Source organism: Cellulomonas sp. plas2 (assembly GCF_057221735.1).
Genome location: NZ_CM170155.1, coordinates 2,258,741 through 2,284,376 on the forward strand (window position 1 = coordinate 2,258,741; position 25,636 = coordinate 2,284,376).

The following is a 25,636-nucleotide window of genomic DNA, read 5'->3' on the forward strand; positions in this document are numbered from 1 at the left end:
TGTCCGTGGGCACCACCGGTGAGGAGTCTACGACCGGCTACCTTGACGCCCATGTCGACCCCTCCCCCGCGGGCCAGCAGGACCGCCCTCCCGGCCGAGGCGGCCCTGCCCGCGCCGGCCGCGCGTCGCCGCACGCTCGCGCAGGACCTCGCGCTCGTGGCGGTCCTCGCCGCCTTCGTCGTGGTCTGCACGGTCGTCCCGGCGATCCCGACGCCGTTCGACGTGCCGGTGACGCTGCAGACCTTCGCCGTGGTGCTCGCCGGCTTCGTGCTCGGGTCGCGGCGCGGCGCGCTCGCCGTCCTGCTGTACCTCGCGCTGGGCCTGGCGGGGCTGCCGGTCTTCGCGCAGGGCGCGTCGGGGCTCGGGGCCCTGGCGGGGCCGAGCGTCGGCTACCTCGTGACGTTCCCGCTGCTGGCGGCCGTCGCCGGGCTCGGCCGCCGAGCGGCCCTGCGGCGGCTGGGCGCCGTCCCCGGGCTCGTCCTCGCCGGCCTGGCCGGCACGCTCCTCGTCAACCACCCCGCGGGGATCGCCGGCCTGCACGCCCGTCTCGGGCTGGGGTGGCGGGAGGCCGCCGCGCTCGACCTCACCTTCCTGCCGGGCGACGTGGCCAAGGTCGTCCTCGCGGCGGTCGTGGCCGCCGCCGTCCTGCGCGCCTTCCCCGACCTGCTGCCCGCGCGCCGTGCCGCCGGTGCGCCGGGAGTCGAGGGGGCGGCGCGGCCCTGACCGAGGGCGTCGTCGAGCTGGACGACGTCCTCGTCACCGCCTACGCCTCGGCCGCCGCGGACGCGCCCGTCGTGCGGCTGCTCGGGCCGGTGACGCTGCGGCTGACCGAGCGGCGGGTCGCGGTCGTGGGGGCCAACGGGTCGGGCAAGTCGACCCTGGCCCGGCTGCTCAACGGCCTCGTGCTGCCCAGCCGGGGACGTGTCCTCGTGGACGGCCTCGACACCGACACCGACGGGCCCGCCGTGCGCCGCCGCGTCGGCTTCCTCCTGACCGACCCCGCCGCGCAGGTGGTGCTGCCCACGCCGCTGGAGGACGTGGCCCTCTCCCTGCGGCGCCGGCTGCCGGACGCCCGCGCGCGGGAGGCGGAGGCCCGGGCCGTGCTCGCCCGCTTCGGGCTGGCCCACCGCGCCGACACGCCCGTGCAGGCGCTGTCCGGCGGGCAGCGCCAGCTCCTGGCCCTGGCGGGCGTGCTGGCCGTGGAGCCCGCGCTGCTCGTCGCCGACGAGCCGACGACCCTCCTCGACCTGCGCTGGCGCCGGCACGTCGACGCGCTGCTCGAGGGGCTGCCGCAGCGGGTGGTGCAGGTCACGCACGACCTCGCGGCGGCGGCGCGCGCCGACCGGGTCCTCGTCGTCGACGACGGCCGCATCGTCTTCGACGGCGACGCCGCGGAGGGCGTCGCGCACTACCGGGACGTGGTGTGCGGCGTCGACGGGTAGGCCGCGGAGGAGGACGTGCGCGCCGGCGTGCTGCCGGAGGAGGCGCCGGGAGGGGTCCCCTGCGCCCCGCATGGGCCGGTCCGCTGTCGGTGCACCAGCCGGGGGGCTCGCCCCTGCACCGGGCGCCGGCGGGCCCGAAGCTCCTCGCGCTGGTCGCGCTCGGCGTGCTCACGGTCGTGCCGCGCGGGCCCCTGACCGCGGTCGCCCTGCTCGCGGCGGCGGTGGGGGCGCACGGGCTGGCCCGGCTGCGGGTGCGGCCGACGCTGCGGGCGCTGGTGCCCCTCCTGGTCGTCGCCGCGCTCGCCGGGGGGTGGGCGTGGTGGTCGCGCGGGGCGGGCGCCGCGGTGGAGGTCGCGGCGGACCTGCTGGCGGTGGTCGTGGGGGCCCTCGTCGTGCAGGCCACCACCCCGACCGACCGCCTGGTCGACGCGCTCGTGCGCGCCGCGACGCCGCTGCGGCACGTCGGCCTGGCGCCGCAGACGGTGGCGCTGGCGGTGGCCCTCACCCTGCGCACGGTGCCGCTGCTCGTCGCCACGACGCTGGAGACGCGCGACGCCGCCCGGGCCCGCGGCCTCGAGCGCGACCCGCGGGCCCTGCTCGTGCCGGCGGCGGTGCGCGTCGTCGCCCACGCGCGCGCGACGGGCGAGGCCCTCGCGGCCCGCGGCCTCGGCGAGGACTGAGGGCGTCCCTCGCCCGGGCGGGGCCCCCGGGTCCGGCCTACGCTCCCGGCATGACGTTCCAGGAGGGCGGCCAGTTCGAGGGCGGTCGCGTGCAGTCGCGGCGCGGGGGCGGCGGCGGCGGGCGCGGCATCGCGGTCGGCGGCGGCGTGGGCGGCCTCGTCGTCGTCGCGCTCGTCGTGCTGCTCAACGGCGGCGGCGTCGGGGACGTGCTCAACGCCGTCGGCGGGGCCGCCGGGGGCGGCGGCGGGGTCGAGCAGAGCACGGAGCTCGGCGCCTGCACGGCGGAGCAGGCGAACACGCAGCGGGACTGCCGGCTGTCGGCGACCCTGCAGGCCCTCGACGCGTACTGGCCCACGGCGCTCGCCGGCACCGCTGCGGCCGACCTGCCGGTGCCGGAGGCGGTGGAGTTCCAGGAGGGCACGCAGAGCGCGTGCGGCCCCGCCTCGGCCTCGACCGGGCCCTTCTACTGCCCGCCGGACCAGACGATCTACCTCGACCTGGGCTTCTACGACCTGCTGGCCTCCCGGTTCGGCGCGCAGGACGGCCCCCTGGCCGAGATCTACGTGACGGCGCACGAGTACGGCCACCACGTGCAGAACGTGCTCGGCACCTTCGACGCCGCCGACCGCAGCGGGACCGGGGCCTCGTCGGACTCCGTGCGGCTCGAGCTGCAGGCCGACTGCTACGCGGGCATGTTCGTCGGCGACGCCGCCACCACCGTCGACCCCGACACCGGCGTGACGTTCCTCGAGCCGGTCACCACCCAGCAGCTCCAGGACGCCCTGGGCGCGGCCGCCGCGGTCGGCGACGACCACATCCAGGCGCAGTCGGGCGGCGTGGACCCGCACACCTGGACGCACGGCTCGAGCGAGCAGCGGCAGCGGTGGTTCACCGTCGGGTACGAGCAGGGCTCGCTGCAGGCCTGCGACACCTTCGCGGTGCAGACGCCCTGACGGCGCCGCCCTCCGCGGCGTGCGCTGTGACGTGCGCCGTGACGTGCGCTGTGACGTGACCGAACATGGTTGAGGTAAGGCTTACCTTCCGCGTACGGTGAGGCCATGACCGTCACCACGGCCACCCCCTCGACGCACCTGCCGTTCCGGCTGTTCGACGTCGAGGTGGCGCGGGTCACCCAGCTCTGCCCGAGCTTCCGGCGCCTCACCTTCACCGGCCCGGACCTGCACGAGTTCGCGGACAACGGGTTCGACCAGCGGATCAAGTTCTTCCTCCCGCTGGCGGACCGCGGCTACGAGCGGCTGCCGCGCGGCGGGGACTGGTACGCCCAGTGGCGCGACCTGCCCGACGACGACCGCCACCCGATCCGCACGTACACCGTGCGGGCCGTGCGCCAGGCGAGCCGCGAGGTCGACGTGGACGTCGTCCTGCACGGGGACCTCGGGCCGGCGTCGCGCTGGGCCGGTGCCGCCCGTCCCGGCGACCCGCTGGTGATCCTCGGCCCCGACGCGCTGCACGGCGGCCCCTACGGCGGCGTCGACTTCGTCCCGCCGCCCCGTGCCGACCGCCTCCTCCTCGCCGGCGACGAGACCGCGGTGCCCGCCATCTGCTCCGTCCTGGAGCGGCTGCCGCGCGACGCCCGCGGAGAGGCGCTGCTCGAGGTCCCCTGCGCCGGTGACGTCCTGCCCCACGACGCCCCCGACGGCGTGACCGTGCGGTGGCTGCCGCGCGACGGCGCCGCGCACGGCGCACGCCTCGTCCCGGCGGTGCAGGCCGCGTGCGCCCGGCTCATGCCTGGGCAGGCGCCCGTGCCCGCCGGGCTCGAGCTGGAGGACGTGGACGTCGACCACGGCATCCTGTGGGAGGTGCCGGTCGACGACCAGGGCGCTCCCCTGCAGCACTCGGCCGCGCTGTACGCGTGGCTGGCCGGCGAGGCGTGCGCGATCAAGACGCTGCGCCGGCACCTCGTCGCCACCTGCGGGGTCGACCGCCGGTCGGTGGCGTTCATGGGCTACTGGCGCGAGGGGCGCAGCGAGGGCGCCTGACCCGCCCGCCCGTCGCCGACTCCCAGCACGACGACGCGCCCCGGCCGGAGGGACGGGGCGCGTCGTCGTCGTGGAGAGAGGCCCTCAGATGTTGAAGCCGAGCGCGCGCATCTGCTCGCGGCCGTCGGGCGTGATCTTCTCCGGGCCCCACGGCGGCATCCACACCCAGTTGATCCGGAAGCTGTCGACGAGGCCGTCGAGCGCCTGGGCCGACTGGTCCTCGATGACGTCCGTGAGCGGGCAGGCCGCCGACGTCAGGGTCATGTCGATGACCGCGGCGCCCTGGTCGACGGCCACGCCGTAGACGAGCCCGAGGTCGACCACGTTGATGCCGAGCTCCGGGTCGATGACGTCGTGCAGCGCCTCCTCGACGTCGGCAGCCGTGGCGGCACCAGCTGGGGCGGGCGCGGATGGGACCGACGGCGCCGCGGTCGCCGTGGCGACCTCGTCCGCTCCGAGGGCAGCGGTGGGGTCGGTGGTCGTCATGCGGGCTCCTTCGTCGGGACGGTGGCGCCGGTGCGGATGAGGGCGTCGTTGAGGGCTGCCCAGCCGAGCAGGGCGCACTTGATGCGGGCGGGGTAGCGGGACACGCCGGTGAAGGCCGCGGCGTCGCCGAGCTCCTCCTCCGTGGCCTCGTCCACGCCCTGCCCGCGGGACTGCATGAGGAGGCGGAAGTGCCCGGCGAGCTCGTCGACCCGGCCCAGGTCGGCGCCGACGACGAGGTCGTGCAGCACCGAGACGGACGCCTGGCTGATCGAGCAGCCCTGCCCCTCCCAGGCCACGCCGGACACCACCGGCCGGGTGCCGCTGGTGTCGAGGTCGACGCGCAGCGTCACCTCGTCGCCGCAGGTCGGGTTGACCTGGTGCGACTGGGCGGCGCACGTGCCGTGGTCGAGCACCGCGGTCGCGGACGCGCCGACGGGGCCGAGGCCGTCGGCCGGGAGCCCCCGCCCGCGCGGGAACTTCGCGTGGTCGAGGATGACCTGCTGGTACAGCTGCTCCATCGAGCTGCTCATCGTGCTCCTACCACCGTCCTGCCGTCTGTGCCTGCCGTGCCGCCGGACGCGTCGTCGGGCGCGTCCTCCAGACCGAAGAACGCCCGGACCCCCGCCAGTGCTTCCCGGAACGCGGTGACGTCCGCCTCGCTGGTGTAGACGCCCGCCGTGGCGCGGGCCGTGGCGGCGACGCCGAACCTCCGGTGCAGGGGCTGGGCGCAGTGGTGGCCGACGCGGACGGCCACGCCGGCGTCGTCGAGCACCTGCCCCACGTCGTGCGCGTGCACGCCGTCGACCACGAACGCGACCGTCGCCAGGCGCTCGCGCGCGTCCGCCGGGCCGATGAGCCGCACGCCCGGGACGGAGGCCACCGCGTCGAGCAGGAGCTGCGTGAGGTGCTGCTCGTGCGCCTCGACGGCGTCCATGCCGAGCTCGGCCAGGTAGGTCGCCGCGGCACCCATGCCGATGGCCTGGGAGACCATCTGCGTGCCCGCCTCGAACCGCCCGGGGGGCGGCGCGTAGGTGGTGGCCTCCATCGTCACGACCTCGACCATGGAGCCGCCGGTGGTGACGGGCGGCATGGCCTCCAGCAGCTCGCGGCGGCCGTAGAGCGCGCCCACCCCCGTCGGGCCGAGCATCTTGTGCCCGGAGAAGGCGGCGAAGTCGACGCCGAGGGCGTGCAGGTCCACCGGCATGTGCGGCACGGACTGGCAGGCGTCGAGCACCGTGAGCGCCCCGACCTCGCGGGCCCGCGCGACGAAGGGCGCCACGCGGGTGACCGCGCCGGTGACGTTCGAGGCGTGCGAGAAGGCCACGACCTTCGTGCGGGGCCTCACCACCTCGTCGAGCTGGTCGACCCGCAGCCGGCCCTCGTCGTCCACGCCGATCCAGCGCAGCACGGCGCCCGTGCGGGCCGCGAGCTCCTGCCACGGCACGAGGTTCGCGTGGTGCTCGGCCTCCGTCACGACGATCTCGTCGCCGGGGGCCAGCGCGAACCGGCGCGCGGCGTCACCGCCGCGGCCGAGCGAGGCGTTGCCCATGGCGTACGCGACGAGGTTGATCGCGGCCGTCGCGTTCGACGTCCAGACGATCTCGCCCGGGTCGGCCCCGACGAACCGCGCGACCTGCTCGCGCGCGGCCTCGAAGGCCTCCGTCGCCTCCTCGGCGAGCTGGTGGGCACCGCGGTGCACGGCGGCGTTGCGCTGGGTGTAGAAGTCCTGCTCGGCGTCGAGGACGACGTCGGGCTTCTGGGAGGTGGCCCCCGAGTCGAGGTACACCAGCGGCCTGCCGTCGCGCAGCGTGCGCTGCAGGAGGGGGAAGTCCGCCCGGACCGCCGCGAGCTCGGCCGCGCTCAGCCGCCGACGGGGCGGCGCGGCCGCGTCGGTGCCGTCGGGGTGCGTCGCGTCGCCCACGGACGGCGTCGCGGCATCGATCGTGCTGGTCACGTCGGGCCCCCTCCTGGGGATCGAGCAGGTGCTGCGGGGTCGCACGGGTCCCGGGGGGACCGGCGAGGTGCGGGCGGGCGCGGCCGACGGGTGCCGTCGGCCGCGCCCCGCGCGTCAGACCGCTGCCGTGAGGAAGCGGTCGTAGCCCTCGTTCTCGAGGCGCTCGGCGAGCTCGGGCCCGCCCTCCTCGGCGACGCGACCGTCGACGAAGACGTGCACGAAGTCGGGCTGGATGTACTTGAGGATGCGTGTGTAGTGCGTGATGAGCAGGACGCCGACCTCGGTCGTCGCCTTGGCGCGGTTCACGCCCTCGGACACGATGCGCAGCGCGTCGACGTCGAGGCCCGAGTCGGTCTCGTCGAGGATCGCGAAGCGCGGCTTGAGGAGCTCCATCTGGAGGATCTCGTGGCGCTTCTTCTCGCCGCCGGAGAAGCCCTCGTTGACCGAGCGCTCGGCGAAGGCGGCGTCCATGCGCAGGTTGTCCATCGCGCCGCGCACGTCCTTGACCCACGAGCGGAGCGCGGGCGCCTCACCGTCGATCGCCGTCTTCGCGGTGCGCAGGAAGTTCGACACGGACACGCCCGGCACCTCGACGGGGTACTGCATCGCGAGGAACAGGCCCGCGCGGGCGCGCTCGTCGACGGACATGGCGAGCAGGTCCTCGCCGTCGAGCGTCACCGTGCCGCCGGTGATCGTGTACTTCGGGTGGCCGGCGATGGAGTAGGCCAGCGTGGACTTGCCGGACCCGTTGGGGCCCATGATCGCGTGCGTCTCGCCGCTGCCGATCGTGAGGTCGACGCCGCGCAGGATGGGCTTGGCGCCCTCCTTCGTCTCGACGCTGACGTGCAGGTCGCGGATCTCCAGGGTGGACATCTCGGGGTTCCTCCGGGGGGTCAGAGCGGGGCGTCGACGTCGACGAGCACGCGCTCGCCGTCGACGGTCACGGGGTAGACGGGGACGGGGCGGATCGCGGGCGGGCCCAGCGGCTTGCCGGTGCGCAGGTCGAAGCTCGACCCGTGCAGCCAGCACTCCACGGCGCAGCCCTCGACCTCGCCCTCGGCCAGGGAGACCTGGCCGTGGGAGCAGACGTCGCTGATCGCGTGCCAGTCGCCGTCCTCGTCGCGGACGACGGCGACCTCGACGGACGTGCCGTCGGCCGCGTCGAGCTCGACGCGCAGCGTCTCGGCGGGAGCCAGGTCGGCGGTGTCGCAGACGTGCTGAGCGGTCACGCGCGGGTCTCCGCGTCGCCGGCCGCCGCCTCCGCCGTGCCGGGCGCCGCGGTGGCGGCGACGGGCTCGTTCTCGACGAGGAGGCCGACGCCGGGCAGGGCGTCGCCGGCGTCCGTCGCGACCGTCGTCGAGCCGACGAGCTCGCTCATGGAGCGCTCGAGCTGGGACTCGATGGAGGCGAGCAGGCGCTCCTCGACCTCGGGCACGCCGATCTCGTGCAGGAGCTCCGCGAAGAACCCGCGCACGACGAGGCGCCGGGCGTCGGACTCGGGGATGCCGCGCGAGCGCAGGTAGAACAGCTGCTCGTCGTCGAACCGACCCGTGGCGCTGGCGTGGCCCGCGCCCTCGATGAGGCCGGTCTCGATCTCGAGGTTGGGCACGGAGTCCGCGCGGGCGCCGTCGGTGAGCACGAGGTTGCGGTTCAGCTCGTACGTGTCGGTGCCCTCGGCGGCCGCCCGGATGAGCACGTCGCCGACCCAGACGGTGTGCGCGCCCTCACCCTGCAGCGCGCCCTTGTAGGTGACGCGGGAGGTGCAGCTCGGGACGGCGTGGTCGACGAAGAGCCGGTGCTCCTGGTGCTGGCCGGCGTCGGCGAAGTACAGGCCGAGCTTGGTCACCGACGCACCCTCGGCCGTGAACTCCGTGTCCGGCGTGACGCGCACGACGTCGCCGCCGAGCGTCACGACGATGTGCTTGACCGTCGCGTCACGACCCAGCCGCAGCCGGTGCGAGGCCGCGTGCACCGAGCCCTCCGCCCAGTCCTGCACGGACACGACCGTCAGGTGCGCGCCGTCCTCGGCGACGATCTCGACCGTCTCCGTGAGCGCGGCGTGCCCGACGTGGTCGAGCAGCACGGTGGCCTGCGACAGCGGCTGCGCGTGCACGAGCAGGTGCGCCGCGGTCGGCTCGAGTGACGGGGCCCGGGTGCCGGCGCCCTCGACGCCCTCGACGCGGACCGAGGTCACCTGCGAGGCGACCGCACCCTGCGGGACGGTCACCACCGTGGCGCGGTCGAAGGACGCCCACGCGACGGCGGCGGCCCGGTCCCCCGGGACGCCGGCCGTGCCGAGCCGTGCGTCGTCGCGCTCCACGACCTCGACGCGCACCTCCGGCGCCTCGACGACGGTCGTCAGCACGCCGTGGCCGTCGAGCACGCCGTCGGACGACGCGGCGAACAGCGGGGCGAGCCGGTCGACGGGCGTGAACCGCCACTCCTCCTCGCGCCCGGTCGGCACGGCGAAGTCGGTGACGTCGAAGGACGTGCGGCGCTCCGCGCGCGACGCCTCCGGCACGGCGCCCGGCCCGTGGGAGTGCGCGGTGTCCGAGATGGCGGCGCCGTGCTCGAGCGGCAGCGCGACCTCGTCGGACAGGGCCGCCGGCGTCCGGGGGGCGCGGGTCGTGGCGGGGGTGTTCGTGGTGGTCGTCATCAGCCGACGGCCCCTTCCATCTGCAGCTCGATGAGGCGGTTCAGCTCGAGGGCGTACTCCATGGGCAGCTCGCGCGCGATGGGCTCGACGAACCCGCGCACGATCATCGCCATGGCCTCGGTCTCGGCCATGCCGCGGGACATGAGGTAGAAGAGCTGGTCCTCGCTCACGCGCGACACCGTCGCCTCGTGGCCCATGGACACGTCGTCCTCGCGGACGTCGACGTAGGGGTACGTGTCCGACCGGGAGATCTGGTCGACCAGCAGCGCGTCGCACAGGACGTTGGACGCGCTGTGGTGCGCGCCCTCGAGGATCTGCACGAGCCCGCGGTAGGACGTGCGCCCACCGCCGCGCGCCACGGACTTCGAGACGATCGACGAGGACGTGTGCGGGGCGGCGTGCACCATCTTCGAGCCGGCGTCCTGGTGCTGGCCCTCGCCGGCGAAGGCGATGGACAGCGTCTCGCCGCGCGCGTGCTCACCCATGAGGTAGATGGCCGGGTACTTCATGGTCACCTTGGACCCGATGTTGCCGTCGACCCACTCCATGGTGGCGCCCTCGGCCGCCGTGGCCCGCTTCGTCACGAGGTTGTAGACGTTGTTCGACCAGTTCTGGATGGTCGTGTAGCGGACGCGGGCGTTCTTCTTGACGATGATCTCGACGACCGCGGAGTGCAGCGAGTCGCTCTGGTAGATCGGCGCCGTGCAGCCCTCGACGTAGTGCACGTACGAGCCCTCGTCGGCGATGATGAGCGTCCGCTCGAACTGGCCCATGTTCTCCGTGTTGATGCGGAAGTAGGCCTGCAGCGGGATCTCGACGTGGACGCCCGGCGGCACGTAGACGAACGAGCCGCCCGACCACACCGCGGTGTTCAGCGAGGCGAACTTGTTGTCCCCGGGCGGGATGACCGAGCCGAAGTACTGCTCGAACAGCTCCGGGTACTCCCGCAGACCGGTGTCGGTGTCGACGAAGATGACGCCCTGCGCCTCCAGCGACTCCTGGATCTGGTGGTAGACGACCTCGGACTCGTACTGCGCGGCGACGCCGGCGACGAGGCGCTGCTTCTCGGCCTCCGGGATGCCCAGGCGGTCGTACGTGCTGCGGATGTCCTCGGGCAGGTCCTCCCAGCTCGTGGCCTGCTTCTCCGTGGACCGCACGAAGTACTTGATGTTGTCGAAGTCGATGCCCGACAGGTCCGCGCCCCACGAGGGCATGGGCTTCTTGTCGAACAGGCGCAGGCCCTTGAGGCGGGTCTTCAGCATCCACTCGGGCTCGTTCTTCAGCGCCGAGATGTTGCGGACGACCTCCTCCGACAGCCCGCGCCGGGCGGTGCTGCCGGCCAGGTCCTCGTCGTGCCAGCCGTAGCCGTACGTGCCCAGGGACGCGATGGTCTCGTCCTGGGTCATCGCCTGGGGTGCGGCGTCCTGGGTGGGTGCGCTCATGCGAGGGGTCCTTCCGTGCGTCGCGCGGGGATCGGGATGCGGGTCGGGATGCTCGTCGTGCAGACGTGGCCCCCGCCCGCCAGGGTCGAGAGGCGTTGGACGTGGACGCCGAGGAGGCGGGAGAACCCGCGCGCCTCGGCCTCGCACAGCTGGGGGAACTCGCGGGCCACGTCCTGCACGGGGCAGTGGCCCTGGCAGAGCTGGACGGCGGCGCCGCCGGGGACGGGCCGGGCGCTGGCGGCGTAGCCGTGGCCCGTCAGCTCGTCGGCCAGTGCCGCCACCCGGTCGCCGACCGGCAGCGAGACGTCCGCGACCGCCGGGGCGAGCCGGGCCTCGAGCTGGCGCGCGCGGTGCTCGGCGAACGCCTCGACCGCGTCGGGCCCGCCGGTCTCGACGAGGAACCGCAGGGCCGACGAGGCGAGCTCGGCGTACCGCTGCGACAGGACGGTCTGCCCGTCCTCGGTCACGATCCAGCGCCGGGCGGGCCGGCCGCGGCGTCCGGCCGGGCCGGCGGCGGGCGTGCGGTGCACCTCGATCTGACCGCCCTGCTCGAGCGTGCCGAGGTGCCGGCGGACCGCCACCGCGCTGAGGGACAGGGCCGCGGCGAGCTCGGGCGCGGAGACCGGGCCCTCGGACGCGACGAGCTGCAGGACACGGCGACGCGTGCCCGCGTCGGCGTCGTGGGGCGTGGTGGGGGCCGCGGTCGTGGCCGTGGCGGCCACCGTGGCGGCCGTCGGGATCGCCGTCGCCGTGCTCGTCATGCCACCTCCGTCGCCGTCCTCGTGCCGCCCGTCCTGACCGGGGGCGTCCGCGCGGGCGCACCAGCGCCCTCGATTTCGCAACATCCTTGTTGCCGAAATCCATCCCCGCAAGGAAGGTCGCCCTCACCGCCGGGGGACGCCCTCAGCACGGCCCCGGCGGACGGGGCCTCTGCCGGGGCCGCGCCTGAGCGCGGCGCGCGCCCGTGCCCGCGCCGTCACCGAGGACAGGGGCGCCCCGCCTAGACTGCCCGCTCGTGCACGACTCCCCCGCCGTGGAGGTCCGCGGCCTGGTCAAGCGCTACGGCGCCCGGCCCGTCGTCGACGGGCTCGACCTCGTCGCCCGGCGCGGTGCGGTCACGGCCGTCCTCGGCCCCAACGGCGCCGGCAAGACCACGACCGTCGAGTGCTGCGAGGGCCTGCGCCGTCCCGACAGCGGGACGGTCCGCGTGCTCGGCCTCGACCCGGTCACCGACGGTGCGGCGCTGCGGCCCCGGGTCGGCGTCATGCTGCAGGACGGGGGCCTGCCCACCGGTGCCCGCGCCCAGGACGTCCTGGCCCACGTGAGCCGCATGTACGCGGCGCCGCGCAGCACCGCCGAGCTCGCGGAGCGCCTCGGCCTGCACGCCTTCGCCCGCACGACGGTGCGCCGGCTGTCCGGCGGGCAGCGCCAGCGCCTCGCGCTCGCCGCCGCGCTCGTCGGCCGCCCCGAGCTCGTGTTCCTCGACGAGCCCAGCGCCGGCATGGACCCGCAGTCGCGCCGGGCCGTGTGGGACCTCGTGCGGGAGCTGCGCGACGAGGGCGTGGCGGTCGTGCTGACCACGCACCTCATGGACGAGGCCGAGGACCTGGCCGACCACGTCGTCGTCGTCGACGGCGGCCGCGTCGTGGCGCAGGGGTCGGTCGCCGAGCTCACCACCGGCGCGGGCCTGGCCCCGGGCGGCTCCGCCGGGCGCGCCGACGAGCGGACCCTCGTCCTGCGCATCGCGGGCCCCGTGCAGCCGGCGGACCTGGCAGGTGTCGTCGGGGGCGCGTTCGCCGTGGCCTCGCCCGCCGCGGGCACGCTCACGGTGACCGGCCCCGTCGACCCGGTCGCGGTGGCCGCGGTGACGGCCGAGCTCGCCCGCCGCGACGTCCTCGTCGGGAGCCTCGTCGTGGGTCGTCGCACGCTCGAGGACGTCTTCCTCGACCTCACCGGCCGGAGCCTGCGATGACGACGACCGCCCCGTCCACGCCCGCGGCGCCCCGGGCCGCCGGCGCCGCCCCCGCCGCGCGGCGGGTGCTGGCGCAGACGGCCTTCGAGGCGCGGGCCGTGCTGCGCAACGGCGAGCAGCTGCTCGTCACGCTCGTCGTCCCGGTGCTGCTCCTCGTCGGGCTCACCCGCAGCTCCTTCGTCGAGATCGGCACGGGCGGGGCGGCGCGCGTCGACGTGCTGGCGCCGAGCGTGCTGGCCCTGGCCGTCATGACCACCTCCTTCACCTCGCAGGCCATCGCCACCGCCTTCGACCGGCGCAACGGGGTGCTGCGGCTCCTGGCCACGACGCCGCTGGGCCGGCCCGGCCTGCTGCTCGGCAAGGCCGGCGGGGTCCTCGTCGTCGAGGCCGTGCAGCTCCTGGTGATCGGGGCGACGGCGCTCGCGCTCGGGTGGCGGCCGGCGGCGGCCGGCGTCCTGCCCGCGCTGCTGGCCGCCGTCCTGGGGACGGTCGCGTTCGTGGCGCTCGCGCTCCTGGTGGCCGGCACCCTGCGCGCGGAGGCCGTGCTGGCCGTCGCGAACCTCCTGCTCCTGCTGCTCGCGCTCGCCGGTGGCGTCGTCGTGCCGCTGGCGGACCTGCCGCCGGGGCTCGCGGCCGTCGCCGCCTGGCTGCCGTCGGGGGCGCTGGGCGAGGCGATGCGCGTCGCGCTCGTCGAGGGCCGGGTCGCGGTGGCGCCGCTGGCCGTGCTGGCGGGCTGGGCGGCCCTGCTCGTCGCCGCCGCGGCGCGGCTGTTCCGCTGGTCCTGAGCCGGCGTCGACCGGGCACGGGCCGGCCACCTGAGCGGCGCCTGCCGGTCCCGCCGGGCACTGCGGGGCCGCGCCTATCCTTGACGCCGTGAGCACGCCCGCCCCTGCCCGCGACCGGCTCGTCCCCCGGGTCCTCGACCGGGTGAGCACCCGTGTCGGCGCCCGCGTCGACCGCTTCCGCCCCTGGACGCGCCGCGTGCTCCTCGTCAACCTCGTCGCCCAGATCGGCATCGTCGCCACGGGCGGGCTCGTCCGGCTGACGAGCTCCGGCCTGGGCTGCGTCACCTGGCCCCAGTGCCAGCCGGGCAGCTTCGTCCCCGTCGCGCACGGACCCGCGCCCTTCCACCAGGGCGTCGAGTTCGGCAACCGGCTGCTGACCTTCGTCGTCGGCGCCGCGGCCCTCGCCGTGCTGCTGCTCGTCGGCACCGACCGCACGCGGACGCGTCCCTACCGCCGCCTCGGCGCCGCCCCGCTGCTCGGCGTGGTCGTGCAGGCCGTGGTCGGCGGCGTGTCCGTCCTCCTGCACCTCGCGCCCTGGGTGGTGGGGCTGCACTTCCTCATCTCGATGGTCCTCGTCGTCGCCTCGGCCTGGCTGCTCGTCCGGCACGACGAGGGCGACGCGCCACCCGTCCCCCTCGTCGACAGCACCACGCGGCGCCTGGTCGCGGCCCTCGGCGTCGTCACCGCGGTCGTGCTCGCCCTGGGTGTCGTCGTGACGGGAGCCGGGCCGCACTCCGGCGACGACGAGCTCGGCTACCGGTTCGCCGTCGACCCGTACCTGACCGCGCGTGTGCACGCCGCGAGCGTGTGGGTGTTCGTCGCCCTGCTCGTCGCGGTGCTGCTGCGGCTGCGGCGGGACGGCGCCGCACGGCCCCTGCGCACGGGGCTCGTGCTGATGGCGGTCACCCTCGCGCAGGCGCTCGTCGGCTACGTGCAGCTCTTCACCGGGCTGCCCATCGCGCTGGTGAACCTGCACATGATCGGCGCGGCGCTGCTGACCGCGGGGGTCACCCGTCTCGTGGGGGCGTGCCGCTCCCGCGGGGCGCTCGGCGCCGGTGCCGGGTCGCCCGTCGTGGACGACCCGGCGCTGCTCACGCGCTGAGCCGGACGGGACGCAGGTCCGTCCAACCGCCGGCCCTGGCCGCCGCGGCCGCCAGGACGCCGACGACCGTCGTCGGGCAGCGCAGGCGTCCCGCGAGGACGCCGGCCACCGCCTCGTCCAGCGGCACCCAGACGGGCCGCATCGTGGCCTCCTCGTCGACGCGGGCGTAGCGCTCGGCCTCCGGCACGGGCGACAGGTCGCGCGCGAGGAACAGCTGGATCCGCTCGCTCGAGGACCCCGGCGTGGAGAAGATCTCCGTCAGCCGCCACCAGGAGGCGGCGCGCAGGTCGGCCTCCTCCGCGAGCTCCCGGGCAGCCGCGGCGACCGGGTCCTCCCCCGCGACGTCGAGCAGCCCGGCCGGCGGCTCCCAGAGCTCCTGCCGGACGGCGTGGCGGTACTGGTCGAGCAGGAGGACGCGGTCGTCGTCGTCGAGCACGACGACCGCCACGGCGCCGGGGTGCGCCAGGTACTCCCGCGTGACCTGCGTGTCGCCGAGGTCGACGACGTCGGCGACGAGGTCGAAGATCCGCCCGGCGTGCACCGTGCGGTGCTCGACGACCGGGCGCTCGGACGGGCGGTCCGCCGTCCCGGCGTCGGGGACGGCGGCGTCCGCCGCGCTCACGCCTGCCCGCTCGCGGCCGCCGGCTCCAGGCCCTCGGCCGGGCTGCCGGCCGCGGGTGCCGCGTCGGGCGCGGATGCCGCGTCGGGCGCGGATGCCGCGTCGGGCGCGGATGCCGCGTCGGCCGCCGCCCGCCGCCCCGAGGGCATGCTCGACCTGGTGATCGCCGCGGCGACGAGGCCTGCGAAGAGCGGGTGCGCCCGCGTCGGACGGGACTTGAACTCCGGGTGCGCCTGCGTCGCGACGTAGTACGGGTGCACGTCCCGCGGCAGCTCGACGAACTCCACGAGCGACCGGTCCGGGAGCGTGCCGGAGATGACGAGGCCCGCCTCCTCCAGCCGCCCGCGGTAGGCGTTGTTGACCTCGTACCGGTGGCGGTGGCGCTCGGAGACGTGCGTGCTGCCGTACGCGGCGGCCGCGACGGAGCCGGGCTCCAGCACGGCGTCGTACGCGCCGAGGCGCATCGTCCCGCCCAGGTCGCCGGCGCCCCCGACGAAGGCCAGCTGCTCCTCCATCGTGGCGACGACCGGGTCCGGGGTGCCCTCGTCGAACTCCGTCGACGAGGCCTGCGGCAGGCCGAGGACGTTCCGGGCGTACTCGATGACCATGCACTGCAGGCCGAGGCAGATGCCCAGGGTCGGCACGCGGTTCTCGCGCGCCCACCGCAGGGCGCCCAGCTTGCCCTCGATGCCCCGCACCCCGAAGCCGCCGGGGACGAGCACGGCGTCGACGCCGCCCAGCGCGAGCTCGGCGCCCTCGGGCGTGTCGCAGTCGTCCGACCGCACCCAGCGCAGGACGACCTTCGCGTCGTGGTGGAAGCCGCCCGCGCGCAGCGCCTCCGTCACGGACAGGTAGGCGTCGGGCAGGTCGATGTACTTGCCGACGAGCGCGATCTCCACCTGCCGCGCGGGCTCGTGGACCCGCTGGAGGAGGCCGTCCCAGAGCCGCCAGTCGACGTCGCGGAAGGGCAGCGCGAGGCGCTGGACGACGTACGCGTCCAGGCCCTCGGCGTGCAGCACGCGGGGGATGTCGTAGATGCTCGGCGCGTCCTTGGCGGTGACGACGCCCTCGACGTCGACGTCGCACATGAGGGCGATCTTCCGCTTCGTGGACTCCGGCACCTCGCGGTCCGCCCGCAGGACGATCGCGTCGGGCTGGATGCCGATGCTGCGCAGCGCGGCGACGGAGTGCTGGGTGGGCTTCGTCTTCAGCTCGCCCGACGGGCCGATGTACGGCACGAGCGAGACGTGCAGGAAGAAGACGTTCGCCCTGCCGAGGTCGTGGCGCACCTGCCGCGCGGCCTCGAGGAACGGCTGGGACTCGATGTCGCCGACCGTGCCGCCGATCTCGGTGATGATGACGTCGACGTCGTCCCCCGCCTGCTCGCGCATGCGGGTCTTGATCTCGTCCGTGATGTGCGGGATGACCTGCACCGTGTCGCCGAGGAACTCCCCGCGCCGCTCCTTGGCGATCACGTGCGAGTAGATCTGGCCCGTCGTGACGTTGGCGGAGCCGATGAGGTCCACGTCGAGGAAGCGCTCGTAGTGCCCGACGTCGAGGTCGGTCTCCGCGCCGTCCTCGGTGACGAAGACCTCACCGTGCTGGAACGGGTTCATCGTGCCCGGGTCCACGTTGAGGTACGGGTCGAGCTTCTGCATCGTGACCCGCAGCCCGCGCGAGCGCAGGAGCCGCCCGAGGCTGCTGGCCGTCAGGCCCTTGCCGAGCGAGGAGGCGACGCCCCCCGTGACGAAGATGTGCCGGGTCAGGGAGTCCGACCGCCCGGAGAGTCGGTGCGCGCGCTCTGTCACGGGCCTCCAGCCTACCCGACGGGTGCGTCGGCACCACGGCCGAGGCGCGCGAGCCGTCGTAACGCCGCGCGGTCGAGGAGGGCGAGGACCGCGACGAGCACGACGAGCGCGACGAGCGCGCCGCCGACCGCGCCGGCTACCACCGTCGGGAGGCCGTCCCCGGCCACGGCGGGCACGGCGTCGGTGACCCACCGGCCGGCCACGGCACCGCCCGCGCCCCCGACGACGAGGGCCGCCGTCGTCCGTGCCAGGCCCGCCACGGCGGCGGGCCCCGCCACCCGGCGCACCGCGGCGAGCACCACCACGCCCCCGACGAGCATCCCCGTCGTGTGCGCCGCGCCGAGCGCGACCAGCACGCGCAGCGCGTCGGGCCCGTCGGCGGTGAGCACGAGCCCGAGCGCCACGGTGGCGAGCGCGACCGCGCCCCAGCCCGCCGCGGTCGTCGCGACCGCCGCCCGCCCGTGCTCGGCGGCGTACAGGGTGCGCGAGCCGTGGAACACGGCCGCGAACCCCACGAGCCCGGGCACCATCACGGTCAGCGTGCTCGCCATGCCCTGCCCGACGACCTGCCCGACGAGACGTCCGTCGCCCTGTTCGACGGCGACGAACACGGCCGCCACACCGGGGGCAGCCGCGGCGACGGCGGCCGCCCCGGCCGCCGCGGCTGTGAGGACGGCGGCGGTCGTGCGCGCGGTCAGCGCCGCGAAGCCGGCGCGGTCCTCGTCGGCCCAGCGCTCGGCCAGCCGCGGGAAGCTCGAGGTGGCCAGCGGCACCACCAGGACGGCGTACGGCAGCAGGTAGAGCTGCTGCGTCCACGTCCAGACGGTGAAGGCGCCGTCGCCGCCCCGCGCGGTCGCGACGCCCATGGCGACGAGGACGGCGACCTGCTGGGCGACGAGCGCCCCCACCCCGGCGAGCGCCAGGGACCGGAAGCGCCGGCCCGCGCCCGCCGGGAACCGCCACGAGGGCGCCACGCGGACACCGAGCCGGTGCACGGGCACGAGCATCGGCAGGCACATCGCCGCGACGCCGGCCGTCGTGCCCCAGGCGAGGACCTCGACCGAGCCGCCCGGCAGCGCGCCGGGGTCGTCGCGCACACCGCCGGAGAGCGCGCCGTAGACGAGGTAGGTCGTGATGACGACGAGCGAGGACATCACGGGCGCGAAGGCCGGCCAGAAGAACCGTCGGTGCGCCTGGAGCACGCCGTAGAGGAGCACCGCGAGCCCGTACATCGGCACCTGCGGGGCGAAGACCAGGAGGAACGTCCGCACGAGTGCGGTCAGCCCGGGGTCGCCGGACGGGGTGAGCAGGGTCGCGAGCGGCCCGCTGAGGGCGGCGAGCAGCAGCCCGAGCGGGACCAGGACGGTGAGGGTCCAGCCGACCGCCGCCCGCACCACCGCGTCGACCTCCACGCGGTCGCGGCGCCGCAGGGGGCCTGCCAGCAGCGGCACCACGGCCCCCGCGAGCGCGCCGCCGGCGGCGACCTCGAAGAGCACGTTCGGCAGCAGGTTGGCGCGGTTGTACGCGTCCGCGATGGCACCCGCGCCGACCCCGTCCGCCATGGCGAGGGACCGGACGAAGCCGAGGACCCGGCTGACCACCGTCACGGCGGCGATGAGCGCGGCGGCGCCCGCCAGACCGGGGGCGGCGCGCCGCAGGAGCCGGTTCACCGTCCGGAGGGCGCGGGCGGGCGGCGCCCCCAGGCGTCCAGCTCGCGCAGGACCGGCGTCGCCTCGATGACGCGGGTGAAGCTGACCCGCTCGCTGGCGAGCGTCAGGGCGACGAGCGCGCCCAGGACGGCCACCCGCGTGCGCGGGCCGGTGCCGGCGACGACGAGGGTGCCGAGCGCGGCGCCGAGGGCGTTCGCGCCGCCGTCACCGAGCATGTCGCGCTCGTCGAGGTCGGCCGGCAGCGCGGCCACGACGACGCCGAGCAGCCCGACGGCGGCCGGGCGCACCGCCCCCGCTCCCGATCCCGACCCCAGCAGGGACGTGGCCGCCACCGCCGACGCCTTCAGGGCGCGACCGGGCCGCAGGTCGAGGAGGTTCACGAGGTTGGCGGCCGCCGCGACGAGCGCACCCGAGACGAGGACGTCGGCGAGCGTCCCGGGCCGCCCGCGGCGGTCCGCCGGGACGGACGGCAGCACGACGAGGGCCGCCGCGGCCAGGCCGCCCGCCCCGATGCCGAGCACCTTGGCGCCGCCGGTGGTCAGCCGCCCCCGCGCGAGCGCCCCCAGGTGGCCCCGCAGGCCCTTCGTGCGCGTCGCGGGGTCCTCCGACAGGTCGTCGACGACCCCGAGCGCGCCGGCCGTCACCGTCGCCGTGGTGAGGGCCAGGGCGAGCGGACCGGGTGCACCCCGCCCCGTCCCGCTCCGCCCGCCGAGCAGTGCGCCCGCGGCACCGCCCACCGCGGTGGCGGCGGCGACGGCCGGCCCGGCGAGGAGGCTGACGGGCTCGCCCCGGTGGTTCGTCCGCGTCCACCGTCCGGCCCCGCCCGGCGTCCGGGAGCGCAGGGCCGCGCGCGCCGCCCGGCACGTCAGCGCACCGGCCACGGCAGCGGCGGCCCCGGCGGCGGCTGCGCTCACCCCTCGCCCGTCCCGGCGTCGGCGCCGTCGGTGGGCTGCTCGGGCACGGACGTCGGGGTGCGATCCGGTGCCGGCAGGGTCACGGAGGGCGGCAGCACCGTCTCACCGTCGCCGGTGCCGTAGTGCCCCACGGTCCCCGCGATGTCGGCCGCGAGGGCGAGCGGCAGGACGGTCTGCCCCACGACGCCCTGCGTCCCGGTCACCGTCGTGAGCTCGGCCGCCAGGTCGGCGTCGGCGAGAACGGCCGTGGTGAGCGTGTCACCCGTCTCGGGGCCGTCCGCCAGGACCGCACCCTCGGCGTAGGTCCCACCGGCCCGCAGCAGCGCGACGGCGGCCTCTGTCGAGTCCGTCGTCGGCGTCGCGACGGGGTCGGTGACGTTGCCCGCGTCGTCGGTCTGCAGGGGCTGCAGGACGACGACCGCGTCGGCGGGCGCGGTGACCGGGTCCTGCAGGGTCACCAGCGCGTTGTCGCCGGTGCTGAGGAGCTCGAGCAGCAGCGAGGCGTCCTGCCCCAGGGCGTCGGGGTTGGCCGCGTCGCCCCGGACGAGGCCCTGCACGAGGGCCGCGGCGAGCTCGGCGGCCGTGCCCGCGTCCTCGGCGGGAGCCGGGTCGAGGTACTCCACGAGGTTGCCGACGAGCGCGGTGCGGTAGGGCCGCTGCTCCGGGTCGGTCCAGGCGTCCGTGAGCGTCACTCGCGCGGAGGTGGTGGCGCCGGCGGCCGCGAGCGCGGCGTCCACGGCCGCCACGCGCTCCGGCGACGACTCCCCGAGCTGCACGAGGGCGACGCGCCGGCCGGCGAGGGCGCCCTCGAGCAGCTGCGGCCCGGTGGCTGCGGCGAAGGCCTCGAGGTCCTGCTGCTCCGCCTCCGACTGCTGGAGCTGCGTGCGCAGCTCCTCGCGCTCGACCCGGAGCTGGTCCACCTGACCCGTGAGGGTGTCGCCGATGGTCTCCTCCAGCGGCCCGGCGCCGAGGGCGATGCCGACCGCCAGGGCGAGGAACACCGAGATGAGGGAGACGAGGTGGTAGCGGAAGTCGATCACGGTCGGTGCTCTCGGTCGAGGGGGCGGGCGGGCGCGGGAGGTGCCAGGTGCGGCATCACGCGCCCCCGAACAGCCCGGTGAACCAGGACGCGACGTCGTCCAGGCGTGCGGCGGTCAGGCCCAGCAGCGTCTGACCCGCCTCGGTGGAGGCGAGCGCGACGCCGAGCGCGAGCAGGCCGGCCAGGACCAGGAGCACCACCTGGAGGTTCGAGATGCGGTGGTGGTAGAGCCGGGACACGCCCTTGGCGTCGATGAGCTTGCTGCCCACGCGCAGGCGCGTGAGGAACGTGCTGGCCATGCCCGAACGGCCCTTGTCGAGGAACTCCACGAGGGTGGCGTGGGTGCCGACCGCGACGATGAGCTCGGCGCCCTTGTCGTCGGCGAGCAGCATCGCCACGTCCTCGCTCGTGCCGGTCGCGGGGAAGACGAGGTGCGGCACGCCGAGCTGCTCCACGCGCGCCAGGCCGGGCGCGCGGCCGTCGCGGTAGGCGTGCACGACGACCTCCGCGCCGCACGACAGCGCCCGGTCGGAGACGGAGTCCATGTCGCCGACGATCATGTCGGGCCGCAGCCCCGCCTCGAGGATCGCGTCGGCGCCCCCGTCCACCCCGATGAGCACCGGCCGGTACTCGCGGATGTACGAGCGCAGGACGACGAGGTCCTCCTTGTAGTGGTAGCCGCGCACGACGATGAGCGCGTGCCGCCCCTCGAGGTCCGTGCGCACGTCCGGCACGCCGACCCCGTCGAGCAGGAGCTCCCGCTCCCGGCGCAGGTAGTCCATGGTGTTCGCGGCGAACGACTCGAGCTGCACCGACAGGCCCTCGCGCGCCTCGGCCATCGCCGCGGCCACGGTCGTGTCCGTCTGCAGCACGCCCTCGGCGACGAGGGTCTCGCCGTCGTACACCGCGCCCTCGACCAGCCGCAGCTCGTGCCCCTCGGGCACGGTCATGACGTCGGGCCCGAGGTCGTCGACGAGGGGCACGCCCGCCGCCAGGAGGATCTCCGGCCCCAGGTTGGGGTACCGCCCGGAGGTGGAGCGTGCGGCGTTGAGCACGGCGGCCGGCTGGCAGGCCGCGAGCGCCTCGGCGGAGACGCGGTCGAGGTCGAGGTGGTCGATCACCGCGACGTCGCCGGGTCGCAGCCGCTTCGTCAGGTTCTTGGTGCGGTGGTCCACGCGCGCCGGCCCGACCACGTCGGCGCCGTCGACGACGGGGGCAGCCTTGCGCAGGGAGAATCTCATCGTCGGTCATCGTCCCACGGACGACGCCTCCAGGAGCTCAGCCGCGTGGGCGCGCGCCACGTCGGAGTCCTCCTGGCCGGACAGCATCCGCGCCAGCTCGCGCACCCGCTCGTCGTCGGCCACGACCCGCACGTCGGACGCGGTCACGACGTCCACGCCGCCGGCGCTCGACTTGCTGACGACGAGGTGGTGGTCGGCGAAGGCGGCGACCTGCGCGAGGTGGGTGACCACGAGGACCTGGGCCGTGCGCGCCAGGGACGCGAGACGTCGGCCGATCTCGACGGCCGCGCGGCCGCCGACGCCGGCGTCGACCTCGTCGAACACGAACGTGCCCGGCCCGGCCCCGCGCTCCCCCTGCTCGCCGGCGAGCGCCACCTCGATGGCCAGCATCACCCGGGACAGCTCCCCGCCCGAGGCGCCCTTGCCGAGCGGGCGCGCGGGTGCGCCGGCGTGCGGCACGAGGAGCATCTCGACACGGTCGGCCCCGTGCGGCCCCGGCTCGTCGGCCGGCTCCACCCGCACCTCGAGGCGGGCGCCGGCCATGGCCAGGCCGGCCAGCTCCGCGCCCACGGCGGACGCCAGGCGGCCGGCGGCCTCCCGACGGCGCTCGCCGAGGAGGGCCGCCCGCTCGGCCAGCTCCTGCGTCAGGGTGTCGAGCTCCGCGCGCAGCCCGGCGACGCGGCTGTCGCCGCCCTCGAGGTCGGTGAGGCGGCGCACCGCCTCGCCCGACCAGGCCAGCACGGCGTCGACGTCGCCGCCGTGCCGGCGGGCGAGCGCGGCCAGCTCGGCGCGGCGGGCCTGCGCGGCGTCCAGGCGCAACGGATCGGCGGCCAGGTCCGACACGTAGACGGACAGCTCCGTCGCCACGTCGGCGAGGAGGTAGCCGGCCTCCGCGACCCGCGTGGCGAGCTCGGCCAGCCGGGCGTCGTGGTGGCCCTGCGCCTCCAGGACCCGGCGTGCGTGCTCGACGACGGCGACCGCGCTCGTCGCCTCGCCGGCCGGGTCGTCCCCGCCGGTGAGCGCGGCACGGGCCCCCGTCGCGGCGGACCGCAGGTCCTCGGCGTGCGCGAGCCGGCCGATCTCGGCGTCGAGGTCCACGTCCTCGTGCGGCTGGGGGTCGACGCGCTCGACCTCCTCCAGGCCGAGGCGGAGGAGCTCGGCCTCGCGCGCCCGGTCCTCGGCCCGGTCCACGAGCTCGGCGAGCTCGGTCGCGAGGCGCGCGCGCCGCGCCCACCGCTCCCGGTACGCCGCCAGCTCCGCCCCGTGCTCCGGCCCCGCGAACGCGTCCAGGGCCTCGCGCTGGTGCGACGGCGAGCGCAGCCGGGCCTGGTCGGCCTGGCCGTGCACCGTGACGAGCGCGTCGGCGAGCTCACCCAGCACGGCCTGGGGCACCGACCGCCCGCCGAGGAACGCGCGCGAGCGGCCCGTGCCGCCGTCGCCCGTCGAACCGACGGTCCGGACGACGACGAGCGAGCCGTCCTCGTCGAGCTCCGCGCCGGCCTCGACGGCGCGCTCCCCGACGGCGGTGCCTGCGGCCGCCGCCACCCGGCCCTCCACGGACGCGGCCCGCGCCCCGGTGCGCACCACCGCGGGGTCGGCCTTCGCGCCGAGCAGCAGGCCCAGCGCCGTCAGCACCATCGTCTTGCCCGCGCCGGTCTCCCCCGTCAGCACGGTCAGCCCCGGCCCCAGCCGGACCTCGGCGGCACCGATGACGCCCAGGTCGGCGATGCGGATCTCCTCGATCACCCGGCCTCCTCCGGACGCGGCGCCGACCGCAGGGTGACAGGACGTCCCCGCCAGCCCTCGACCGGCAGCCCGAACTTGTGCACGAGCCGGGTCGTGAAGGGCGCCGGGCTCAGCCGGGCCATGCGCACGGGGACGGGGCTGCGGCGCACCTCGACCCGGGAGCCGCGGGGTACCTCGATGCGACGCCGCCCGTCGCACGTGAGCGCGCCGCCGGCCGCCGACTCCTCGAGCAGCTCGACCGCGAGCACCGACCGCGGCCCGAGCACGAGGGGCCGCGCGAACAGGGCGTGCGCGGAGACCGGCACGACGATCATGCCGTCGACGTCCGGCCACACGACGGGTCCGCCCGCGGAGAACGCGTGCGCCGTGGACCCGGTCGAGGTCGCGACGATGATGCCGTCGCAGCCGAACGACGACAGGGGCCGCTCGTCCACCGCGACGACCACCTCGATCATGCGCGCGCGCTCGACCTTCTCCAGCGCCACCTCGTTGAGGGCCCAACCCGTCGAGACGGAGCCGTCCGGGGCGTGCACCCGCACGTCGACGGTCGTGCGCGCCTCGATGGTGAAGGCGCCGGAGGTCAGGCGACGGACCGAGGAGACGACGTCGTCGCGCTCCGCCTCGGCCAGGAAGCCCACGTGCCCCAGGTTGATGCCGAGCAGGGGCGCACCCGTGCCCCGCGTCAGCTCGGCCGCGCGCAGGATCGTCCCGTCGCCGCCCAGGACGATGACGAGGTCGACCGCGGGCACCGGGTCGGGCGCCGGCTCGTCGTCGCCGGCGACGAGCGCGTCGACGTCGGCCCGCGCGAGCTCCGCGAGGACCTCGTCCATGGCCTGCCGTGCCTCCGCGCGACCCAGGTGGACGACGACCAGGGCCGTGCGCCTCATGCCGGCACCGCCCCGGTCCGCCGCGCCACCCATGCCAGGTCCGGGGGGACCGCAGCGGGGAGCGGCCGCAGGTGCGCGACGTGCTCCCGGTTGCCGTGCGTCCCGACCACGGGACTGGGGACGAGGCCCGCGGTCGCCAGGCCGTGCCCGGCGGCGGCGACGAGGACGCGGTGGACGGCTGCGGCGGCGGCCCCCGCGTCCCGGACGACCCCGCCGCTGCCCAGCCGCTCGCGGCCCACCTCGAACTGCGGCTTGACCAGCAGCAGGACGTCCGAGGACGGGTGCAGCAGGGCGGCGACGGGCCCGAGGACGAGCGTCAGCGAGATGAAGGACAGGTCGCCGACGACGAGGTCGGGCGTCGGCACGTCGCCGGGTCGCAGGTGGCGCACGTTGACCCCCTCGCGGGCGTCGACGCGCGGGTCCTCGCGCAGGCGCGGCAGCAGCTGGCCGTGCCCGACGTCGACCGCCGTCACGTGAGCCGCCCCGCGCCGCAGGAGCACGTCGGTGAACCCGCCGGTGCTCGCGCCCAGGTCCAGGCAGGTCCGCCCCGCGACCGCCGGCGCCGCGGCCCCCAGGGCCTCGAGGGCGCCCACGAGCTTCAACGCGGCCCTGCTGGCCCAGTCGGCGTCGTCCGGGTCGGCCAGCACGTCGAGGTGCGCCTCCGGCGCCACCGCCCGCGCGGCCTTGCCCACCGCCCGCCCGTCCACCTGCACGCGCCCGGCGTCCAGCAGCTCCCCGGCGTGCCGGCGCGACCGCGCCAGCCCGCGGCGGACCAGCTCGGCGTCCAGCCGCGCCGTCACCCGTGCGTCCTCCACCGCGACGCTCACCGGCCGGGGTCCGCGAGCCGGTCCTGCAGCGCTGCGTGGACCGCCTCGTACGCCCCGGGGTGCTCGGCCAGCGGCCGGTCGACGAGGCCGTCCAGGGTCCGCAAGGCCTCCTCGACGGCGACGTCGTACTCGTCGGCGATCGCGGCGTCCTCGGTAGCAACGGCTCGGTCGGGCGTGCCGGCGTCGGCGGACGGACGTGCGAGAGCCGCCCGCGGCACGGGCGGACGCGGGACCGGTCGCGCCAGGGGGCGCGGGTCCGTGGTCGGCTGGCTCATCGAGGCCGTCCACCCTCTCCTGTCGGTGCTCGGTGCGCCTCGCGGTCGTCGCACGCGCCGGGCCGGACGAGGGCGACGACGTGCACGGGAG

General features: G+C 76.2%; 26 protein-coding genes. 8 read left to right on the top strand and 18 right to left on the bottom strand.

Annotated features, from left to right (window positions below; translation table 11 throughout):
* The first annotated feature begins 51 nt into the window (after positions 1–51).
* From AC2TDM_RS10160 to AC2TDM_RS10180, 5 genes are all read left to right on the top strand, one after another.
* The gene (locus AC2TDM_RS10160; protein WP_090033769.1) at positions 52–723 is read left to right on the top strand and encodes a biotin transporter BioY; all 672 of its coding nucleotides are present in this window, start codon (positions 52–54) and stop codon (positions 721–723) included.
* A gap of 17 nt (positions 724–740) precedes the next feature.
* Positions 741–1,442, top strand: coding sequence for an energy-coupling factor ABC transporter ATP-binding protein (locus AC2TDM_RS10165; protein ID WP_239078798.1), 702 nt, complete (start codon positions 741–743; stop codon positions 1,440–1,442).
* Between the two features lie 89 nt (positions 1,443–1,531).
* Positions 1,532–2,122, top strand: coding sequence for an energy-coupling factor transporter transmembrane component T (locus tag AC2TDM_RS10170; protein ID WP_239078782.1), 591 nt, complete (start codon positions 1,532–1,534; stop codon positions 2,120–2,122).
* A 50-nt stretch (positions 2,123–2,172) separates the two neighbouring features.
* Complete coding sequence (gene ypfJ / locus AC2TDM_RS10175) at positions 2,173–3,075, top strand: KPN_02809 family neutral zinc metallopeptidase (RefSeq protein ID WP_090033773.1); 903 nt, start codon at positions 2,173–2,175, stop codon at positions 3,073–3,075.
* A gap of 105 nt (positions 3,076–3,180) precedes the next feature.
* Entirely contained in the window at positions 3,181–4,122 is a 942-nt protein-coding gene (locus AC2TDM_RS10180) for a siderophore-interacting protein (protein ID WP_090033775.1), read from the top strand.
* A gap of 84 nt (positions 4,123–4,206) precedes the next feature.
* Here AC2TDM_RS10180 and AC2TDM_RS10185 read toward each other — a convergent pair whose 3' ends face one another.
* From AC2TDM_RS10185 to AC2TDM_RS10220, 8 genes are all read right to left on the bottom strand, one after another.
* A complete protein-coding gene (locus AC2TDM_RS10185; protein WP_090033776.1) occupies positions 4,207–4,608 on the bottom strand; it encodes a metal-sulfur cluster assembly factor in 402 nt (133 codons plus the stop codon).
* Entirely contained in the window at positions 4,605–5,138 is a 534-nt protein-coding gene (sufU, locus tag AC2TDM_RS10190; protein WP_090033777.1) for a Fe-S cluster assembly sulfur transfer protein SufU, read from the bottom strand. Before sufU ends, AC2TDM_RS10185 begins: the two co-directional genes overlap by 4 nt.
* Positions 5,135–6,562, bottom strand: coding sequence for a SufS family cysteine desulfurase (locus tag AC2TDM_RS10195; protein WP_373308418.1), 1,428 nt, complete (start codon positions 6,560–6,562; stop codon positions 5,135–5,137). The genes sufU and AC2TDM_RS10195 overlap by 4 nt, the downstream gene beginning before the upstream one ends.
* Before the next feature lie 114 nt (positions 6,563–6,676).
* A complete protein-coding gene (gene sufC / locus AC2TDM_RS10200) occupies positions 6,677–7,435 on the bottom strand; it encodes a Fe-S cluster assembly ATPase SufC (RefSeq protein ID WP_090033782.1) in 759 nt (252 codons plus the stop codon).
* A 20-nt stretch (positions 7,436–7,455) separates the two neighbouring features.
* A complete protein-coding gene (locus tag AC2TDM_RS10205) occupies positions 7,456–7,791 on the bottom strand; it encodes a non-heme iron oxygenase ferredoxin subunit (RefSeq protein ID WP_090033783.1) in 336 nt (111 codons plus the stop codon).
* On the bottom strand, positions 7,788–9,218 hold the full coding sequence (gene sufD, locus AC2TDM_RS10210) for a Fe-S cluster assembly protein SufD (RefSeq protein ID WP_090033785.1): 1,431 nt from the start codon (positions 9,216–9,218) through the stop codon (positions 7,788–7,790). Before sufD ends, AC2TDM_RS10205 begins: the two co-directional genes overlap by 4 nt.
* Positions 9,218–10,660, bottom strand: coding sequence for a Fe-S cluster assembly protein SufB (gene sufB / locus AC2TDM_RS10215; protein WP_090033786.1), 1,443 nt, complete (start codon positions 10,658–10,660; stop codon positions 9,218–9,220). The genes sufD and sufB overlap by 1 nt, the downstream gene beginning before the upstream one ends.
* Positions 10,657–11,421 (bottom strand): helix-turn-helix transcriptional regulator, encoded by a 765-nt coding sequence (locus AC2TDM_RS10220; RefSeq protein WP_090033788.1) that lies wholly within the window; start codon positions 11,419–11,421, stop codon positions 10,657–10,659. Before AC2TDM_RS10220 ends, sufB begins: the two co-directional genes overlap by 4 nt.
* Before the next feature lie 254 nt (positions 11,422–11,675).
* Here AC2TDM_RS10220 and AC2TDM_RS10225 point away from each other — a divergent pair, with 254 nt between their 5' ends.
* The 3 genes from AC2TDM_RS10225 (at position 11,676) to AC2TDM_RS10235 (ending at position 14,519) form a co-directional block, all read left to right on the top strand.
* Complete coding sequence (locus tag AC2TDM_RS10225; protein WP_090033789.1) at positions 11,676–12,632, top strand: ABC transporter ATP-binding protein; 957 nt, start codon at positions 11,676–11,678, stop codon at positions 12,630–12,632.
* Positions 12,629–13,417 (top strand): ABC transporter permease, encoded by a 789-nt coding sequence (locus AC2TDM_RS10230; protein WP_484634541.1) that lies wholly within the window; start codon positions 12,629–12,631, stop codon positions 13,415–13,417. The genes AC2TDM_RS10225 and AC2TDM_RS10230 overlap by 4 nt, the downstream gene beginning before the upstream one ends.
* Before the next feature lie 88 nt (positions 13,418–13,505).
* Complete coding sequence (locus tag AC2TDM_RS10235; RefSeq protein WP_484634542.1) at positions 13,506–14,519, top strand: COX15/CtaA family protein; 1,014 nt, start codon at positions 13,506–13,508, stop codon at positions 14,517–14,519.
* Here the strand turns inward: AC2TDM_RS10235 and AC2TDM_RS10240 are convergent.
* From AC2TDM_RS10240 to AC2TDM_RS10285, 10 genes are read right to left on the bottom strand one after another with little or no spacing between them, the layout of a single operon-like run.
* Positions 14,509–15,141, bottom strand: a complete 633-nt coding sequence (locus AC2TDM_RS10240; RefSeq protein ID WP_484634543.1) for an NUDIX domain-containing protein — start codon at positions 15,139–15,141, stop codon at positions 14,509–14,511. The genes AC2TDM_RS10235 and AC2TDM_RS10240 overlap by 11 nt on opposite strands.
* Positions 15,138–16,946: a CTP synthase gene (gene pyrG / locus AC2TDM_RS10245; protein WP_484634544.1), complete on the bottom strand. Its 1,809-nt coding sequence runs from the start codon at positions 16,944–16,946 to the stop codon at positions 15,138–15,140. The genes AC2TDM_RS10240 and pyrG overlap by 4 nt, the downstream gene beginning before the upstream one ends.
* A gap of 11 nt (positions 16,947–16,957) precedes the next feature.
* Positions 16,958–18,616 (bottom strand): murein biosynthesis integral membrane protein MurJ, encoded by a 1,659-nt coding sequence (gene murJ, locus AC2TDM_RS10250; RefSeq protein WP_484634545.1) that lies wholly within the window; start codon positions 18,614–18,616, stop codon positions 16,958–16,960.
* Positions 18,613–19,530, bottom strand: a complete 918-nt coding sequence (locus AC2TDM_RS10255) for a hypothetical protein (protein WP_484634546.1) — start codon at positions 19,528–19,530, stop codon at positions 18,613–18,615. Before AC2TDM_RS10255 ends, murJ begins: the two co-directional genes overlap by 4 nt.
* Positions 19,527–20,570, bottom strand: coding sequence for a copper transporter (locus tag AC2TDM_RS10260; protein WP_090033798.1), 1,044 nt, complete (start codon positions 20,568–20,570; stop codon positions 19,527–19,529). The genes AC2TDM_RS10255 and AC2TDM_RS10260 overlap by 4 nt, the downstream gene beginning before the upstream one ends.
* Before the next feature lie 55 nt (positions 20,571–20,625).
* Complete coding sequence (gene steA, locus AC2TDM_RS10265; RefSeq protein WP_484634547.1) at positions 20,626–21,810, bottom strand: putative cytokinetic ring protein SteA; 1,185 nt, start codon at positions 21,808–21,810, stop codon at positions 20,626–20,628.
* Between the two features lie 6 nt (positions 21,811–21,816).
* The gene (recN, locus tag AC2TDM_RS10270; protein WP_484634548.1) at positions 21,817–23,556 is read right to left on the bottom strand and encodes a DNA repair protein RecN; all 1,740 of its coding nucleotides are present in this window, start codon (positions 23,554–23,556) and stop codon (positions 21,817–21,819) included.
* On the bottom strand, positions 23,553–24,443 hold the full coding sequence (locus AC2TDM_RS10275) for an NAD kinase (protein ID WP_090033851.1): 891 nt from the start codon (positions 24,441–24,443) through the stop codon (positions 23,553–23,555). The genes recN and AC2TDM_RS10275 overlap by 4 nt, the downstream gene beginning before the upstream one ends.
* Positions 24,440–25,243: a TlyA family RNA methyltransferase gene (locus AC2TDM_RS10280; protein ID WP_090033853.1), complete on the bottom strand. Its 804-nt coding sequence runs from the start codon at positions 25,241–25,243 to the stop codon at positions 24,440–24,442. The genes AC2TDM_RS10275 and AC2TDM_RS10280 overlap by 4 nt, the downstream gene beginning before the upstream one ends.
* A 23-nt stretch (positions 25,244–25,266) precedes the next feature.
* On the bottom strand, positions 25,267–25,545 hold the full coding sequence (locus AC2TDM_RS10285; protein ID WP_090033803.1) for a hypothetical protein: 279 nt from the start codon (positions 25,543–25,545) through the stop codon (positions 25,267–25,269).
* Between the last annotated feature and the right edge of the window lie 91 nt (positions 25,546–25,636).